The sequence below is a fragment of the Sulfurihydrogenibium yellowstonense SS-5 genome (assembly GCF_000173615.1).
Taxonomy (GTDB): Bacteria; Aquificota; Aquificia; order Aquificales; family Hydrogenothermaceae; genus Sulfurihydrogenibium; species Sulfurihydrogenibium yellowstonense.
On the sequence record NZ_ABZS01000124.1, the window covers coordinates 1 to 5,084 of the forward strand.

Below are 5,084 nucleotides of genomic sequence, written 5' to 3' on the forward strand. Positions count from 1 at the left end.
GAAGAAGTAGGGACATCTACCTACATTCAGAGAATTAATACACTTGAAAGAAAGCTTTTAAAGCAAGTAAAAGAATTAGATGATGTTATACAAAAACATCCAGAAATAATCTTTAGATTGCAAGTTGTAGAGTTTGCCTTAAAACACTCAGTAAAACTTGCAGTGGAAGCTTTTGGTGTATCAAAATCTACCATATACAGATGGATTAAAGAGTATGAAAGCAGTAATAACAATCCAGTATCTTTAAAAAATTGTTATGTGTCAAAAAAAGGAATGAAGTTAGAAAAATTACAAAAAATAACAGAAAAACATAAACAGTTAGTTTTAGAAATCAGAAAAAAACATCCTAAGCTTGGAAAAGAAAAAATAAAGGTTTTACTTGATGAGCTTTGTAAGCAGCACAACATTCCTACGATATCTGTAAGTTCAATTGGAAATATAATAAAGATGCTTAAAGATGAAAGGAAGTTAAATCATGAGTATGCCAGGCAAAGAATCACAATCAACGGAAGAACTGGAGAGTTAATGGTAAAAGAAATTAAAAAGAAAACAAAGAAAGATAGATATAAAGACAAAAAACCAACAAAACCAGGAGAATTAGTACAAATAGATACTAAGCATGAATATGTAAATGGTAGAAAAGTTTATATATTTGTAGCCAAAGATGTAAAAACAAGAATCTCCTTTACTTTTGCATATGACAGGCTAAACAGTAAAAATGCGAAAGACTTTTTAGAGAAATTGATAAAAGCAATGCCATTTGAGATAAAAGGTATACAAACAGATAATGGCAGTGAATTCTTAGGCGAGTTTACCAAAGCATTAAAGAAAAAAGATATAAAACATTATTTTAACTATCCAAGATATCCAAAAGGACAAGCATATGTAGAGAGAATGAATAGGACATTATAGGATGAATTTATCATGTACTACGAAGATTATGAATTAAAAGACATTTATGAGTTTAATAAAAAGATGTTGCAATATATGTTATGGTATAACACAGAAAGACCTCATCATAGTTTAAACAAAAAATCACCTTTACAATACTTTTGTGATATTATAAATTCAAATAAATCGGAATTTTCCCAAACTGGTATGACTTATACACAAATAAGACTATCCTTTCTCTGATGCTTACCATTCAAACTTTCCCTGTTATTCTGAGGCCGTAAGGTCGAAGGATCTCATTTTTTAAATTTTACAAAAACCGCTAATTTCTCATCCAAGGTTTGCAAAAAAGACATAGTAAATGTTATTCTTAGCTTGGCTTTGAGATATGGGAGGTTTATAAAAATCTTTGTCCACAGCTCTTTATAGCTCACTTTTAAATCCCACAGCCTTGGAGTAAGCCGGATTCTGTTTTAGTGGTCATTTATCTAAGCTCCCAACCCGAAGGCATCGGCCGGGCAAGCCTAATAGCGCCTTCCTACTTGGGATTGCTCCGGGAGAGGGTTGCCAACCTGCAATGTCACCACTGCAGGTAGTGGGCTCTTACCCCACTTTTTCACCCTTGCCTCCATGACCACACCTAAAGAGGTGTGCGGATCGGCGGTTTATTTTCTGTGGCCCTATCTGTAAGGTTACCCCTACCTGCCTTTCGGCAGCTCCCTGCCCTGTGGAGTCCGGACTTTCCTCAGTAGCTTAAAAGCTACCGCGAACCACCTCAAGGCTGTGGGATAAATAATATATTTCGCTTACTAAAATTTGACAAGGTAAAATTTCTGTTTAAATTTATGCTATAATTACATTCATATTGGAGGAAAGCTATGGAATTTTTAAAAAGAAATGAAGCTCCTTTATCAGAAAGCGATTGGGAAAGGATTGATAAAGTAGCAGTTGAAACAGCAAAAAGAGTTTTAGTAGGAAGAAGATTTATAGAAATCTCAGGACCATACGATCCGTCTGTTCAGTTTGTTCCATATGATTATATAGAAGATGGAAATTCCGGAGCTTGTGGTCTTTTTGGTGAAGTAGATTGTGGTGTTGTAAAAGTTAAAGAAAGAAAAATACTTCCTCTGCCAATTATTTACAAAGATTTTAAAATTCATTGGAGAGACATAGAATCATCTAAAAAGTTTAATATTCCTATTGATTTTAGCGTTGCTGCTGCAGCTGCATCTCAGGTAGCTATTGCAGAAGATAGATTAATCTTTCATGGAGATATTGAAACAGGTTTTCCGGGATTATTAAACGTTGAAGGTAAAAATTCGATATCAATCTCTGAATGGAATCAAACAGGAGAAGCTTTTAAAGATATACTAAATGCTATCGTTAAATTAAATGAAAATGGATTTTATAATAACTTTGCTTTGGTGTTAAATCCTCAAGATTATGCAATGCTACATAGATTATATGGAAATAGCGGCATTCTTGAAATAGACCAGATTAAAAAACTGTTTGACGTTGGAGTGTTTACAACGCCGGTTATACCACAATTTACGGCCGTTGTTGTATCAACCGGAATTGAAAATTTAGACCTATTTATATCTCAGGACATGATAACATCATATTTAAACTATGATAATATGGATCATTATTTCCGTGTTTTTGAAATTTTAGCACTTAGAATTAAAAGACCCCAGTGTATATGTACGATCGAATAATTTTTATTATAGGAGGAATTTATGAAGAAGCTTTTATCATTGGCTGTAGCAGGGTTTTTAATGCTAACTTTTACGTTGGCAAAAGCAGCAGACATTGTGTTTATTGACACACCAACAGTAGTTAATAATTCAAAAGCTGGCAAAGATGCACAGAAGCTTTTAGAAGAAGCCGGAAAAAAAGCACAGGCTGAGATTGAAGCCAAACAAAAAACATTAAAACAAGACCAAAAGTCTCAAGAAGAGTTCCAGGCTTTTGCTATACAAAAGCAACAAGAGGTTTTAAAAAGAAGGGATGAACTTTTAGGTCAGTTTATGAACCTTGTTCAAAAGAATTTAGATGCTTTCGCAAAGGCTAAAAATTATTCATTAATCTTAGACAAGCAAGCTGTTCTTTATGGAAAGCCAGAGTTGGATAAAACAGATGAATTTTTGAAATTCTTTGATTCAAACTATGAAAAATCTTCAGAAAAAATAAAATAATTTAATTCCCAAATTTGCCTGGGTGGACATCGTGTCTGCCCTTGTTTCATTAATCCTAAGACTGTTACAAAATCCACATCGTCATTCTGCAGCCGGCGAAGAATCTTATGTTTTTTTCAAGCTAAAAAATCAAAAAAGAGATCTCTCGGCTTACAAACTCGGGATGTCAAGGAAAGGCAAGTTTACAAAAATTTTGGAGCACTTCCATTAATCCTGTACAATTTTGTCTCATACTTTGGATCAGAAATTGAGATTATTATAAAAATATGCCCTTCAGACCAAAGCCTTCAAAATGAGTAAAGATTAATAATTACAAGTTAAGCATGTGTCTAATTTCTCGCCCTCACCTTTACCTGCGGCCAATTCATGAACTGTCCCCAGTATCCCTTTAACATCCCGCAGCTGTAACAAAAAATCTGTAATATTTTGAATTTTTTATCCAAGGCGTCCTGAATATAACAACAATCAAAAACAACACTCTTAAACCGGCTCAAGAACAGATGGCAAAAGACAACATCTTAATTTACATAATCTTAACCAACCCTTCATATTCCCTTAACACCCTATGTGTATATTAATAGTAAAACTATAGGAGGTGTTAAAGATGAAAACATTAGAAAAATTAGAAGTTGATTTCAAAGAAGTAAGTTTCTTATGCAAATGTGGTGAAGAAAACAAGAAAGTGATTTTAGTAATCAATGGTTATGGTTTTGATGATGTTAAATGTAAAAATTGCGGAAGAAGAGCTATGGTTGAGTATGATAATAAAGTTATATCTGTTAAATCTTGATTAAAGAAAAAACTACCATAGCTAAAATATTCAAAATAAAACCAAAGAAAATACCAAGCTCTTCTTCTTTAAGGAAAAAATAAAAGATAAACCATACCAAAAACCCTAAAACCATTGACGCTAAGGCTCCTTTTGAATTTGCCTTTTTCCAATACAGTCCGAGTATAAACGGAGCAAACAACGACACGAGAGTTAAAACAGACGATAACCCTACCAAGTTGTAAATCGATTCACCGGAGTATGCTAACAAAAGAGATATTAACGCAACCAGAAAGACCGACAATCTTGTTATATTTAACAAAGCCAAATCTGATAAATGATTAAAAAATTTTTTTATAATGTTTTCGCTTAACAATGCCGATGGTGCTAAAATTGCAGCTGTTGCCGTACTTAATACAGCAGATAAAAGACCTGCAAAAAATAGATACTTTGTAATTGGAGAAGTATTTAAATATACATAATCAAGCAAAGTTTTATCTGTTTTAAATCCAAAATTAAAGTATATGACCAAGACAGTAATCAGTGGAATGATTGCAACTGTAAGATACATAAGTCCGGCTATTATTGAAGACTTATAGGCTACGTCCTCAGATTTAGATGACATAAAACGCTGAAAAAGGTCTTGTCCAGGTAGAGATCCAAGTCCTATAGTAATCCATGCAACTATGTATAGAATTATGCTTTTTATGTCTAACTCCGGTAAGATGTTAAAGTAGCTTGATGGTATTTTTTCTAAGGCTTGCAACCCGCCTGCTTTGATTAAAATTTCTCCAAAAATAAAAAAGATGCTTATAAGAATTACAATTGTTTGAATAAAGTCTGTTAAAGCAACAGACCACATACCACCAAAAAACGTCATAAGAAGTGAAATCAAAAAAGCTATAAATATTGATATTTCTAAATTTAAATCTGTGATAGTTTTTAAGACCAATCCAAAAGCTACGTACTGAGCAGCTATCCATCCAAAGTAAGATATTATCAAAAAAAACGATGCTAAAACTTCTACTTTCTCACCATACTTTACTTTAAAAAAATCTCCAAACGTTAAAAGATTCATTCTATACAATGGCTTAACAATAAATAGTCCGGCCAAAATTAAACATAGGGCAGCGCCAAAAGGTTCTTCTATTACTTTTATAAATCCACCTTCTAAAACTTCCTGAGTTGCTCCAAGAATGGTTTCTGAGCCAAACCATGTTGCAAATAAT

The 5,084-nt window shown here is 33.1% G+C and carries 4 protein-coding genes, 1 other RNA gene and 1 pseudogene; 4 read left to right on the forward strand and 2 right to left on the reverse strand.

What is annotated here, in order from left to right; all coding sequences use genetic code 11:
• Positions 1–1,134, forward strand: a pseudogene (locus tag SULYE_RS05720) (DDE-type integrase/transposase/recombinase); the annotation flags it as partial.
• A 198-nt stretch (positions 1,135–1,332) separates the two neighbouring features.
• On the opposite strand, the gene rnpB reads toward SULYE_RS05720, so the two are convergent.
• Positions 1,333–1,676: RNase P RNA component class A (gene rnpB, locus SULYE_RS07950), an RNA gene on the reverse strand.
• Between the two features lie 93 nt (positions 1,677–1,769).
• Here rnpB and SULYE_RS05725 point away from each other — a divergent pair.
• From SULYE_RS05725 to SULYE_RS05735, 3 genes are all read left to right on the forward strand, one after another.
• Complete coding sequence (locus SULYE_RS05725) at positions 1,770–2,606, forward strand: family 1 encapsulin nanocompartment shell protein (protein ID WP_007547436.1); 837 nt, start codon at positions 1,770–1,772, stop codon at positions 2,604–2,606.
• 21 nt (positions 2,607–2,627) lie between these two features.
• Positions 2,628–3,086, forward strand: a complete 459-nt coding sequence (locus SULYE_RS05730; protein ID WP_007547438.1) for an OmpH family outer membrane protein — start codon at positions 2,628–2,630, stop codon at positions 3,084–3,086.
• Between the two features lie 604 nt (positions 3,087–3,690).
• On the forward strand, positions 3,691–3,876 hold the full coding sequence (locus SULYE_RS05735; protein WP_007547439.1) for a hypothetical protein: 186 nt from the start codon (positions 3,691–3,693) through the stop codon (positions 3,874–3,876).
• Here the strand turns inward: SULYE_RS05735 and SULYE_RS05740 are convergent.
• On the reverse strand, positions 3,866–5,084 hold a 1,219-nt coding region (locus SULYE_RS05740; RefSeq protein ID WP_007547440.1), incomplete at its 5' end, for a sodium:solute symporter family protein. The genes SULYE_RS05735 and SULYE_RS05740 overlap by 11 nt on opposite strands.

What these genes read in the sequence shown, in the direction of transcription:
- SULYE_RS05725 (WP_007547436.1), top strand. Translation starts at nt 1,770, where the DNA reads ATGGAATTTTTAAAAAGAAATGAAGCTCCTTTATCAGAAAGCGATTGG.
- SULYE_RS05730 (WP_007547438.1), top strand. Translation starts at nt 2,628, where the DNA reads ATGAAGAAGCTTTTATCATTGGCTGTAGCAGGGTTTTTAATGCTAACT.
- SULYE_RS05735 (WP_007547439.1), top strand. Translation starts at nt 3,691, where the DNA reads ATGAAAACATTAGAAAAATTAGAAGTTGATTTCAAAGAAGTAAGTTTC.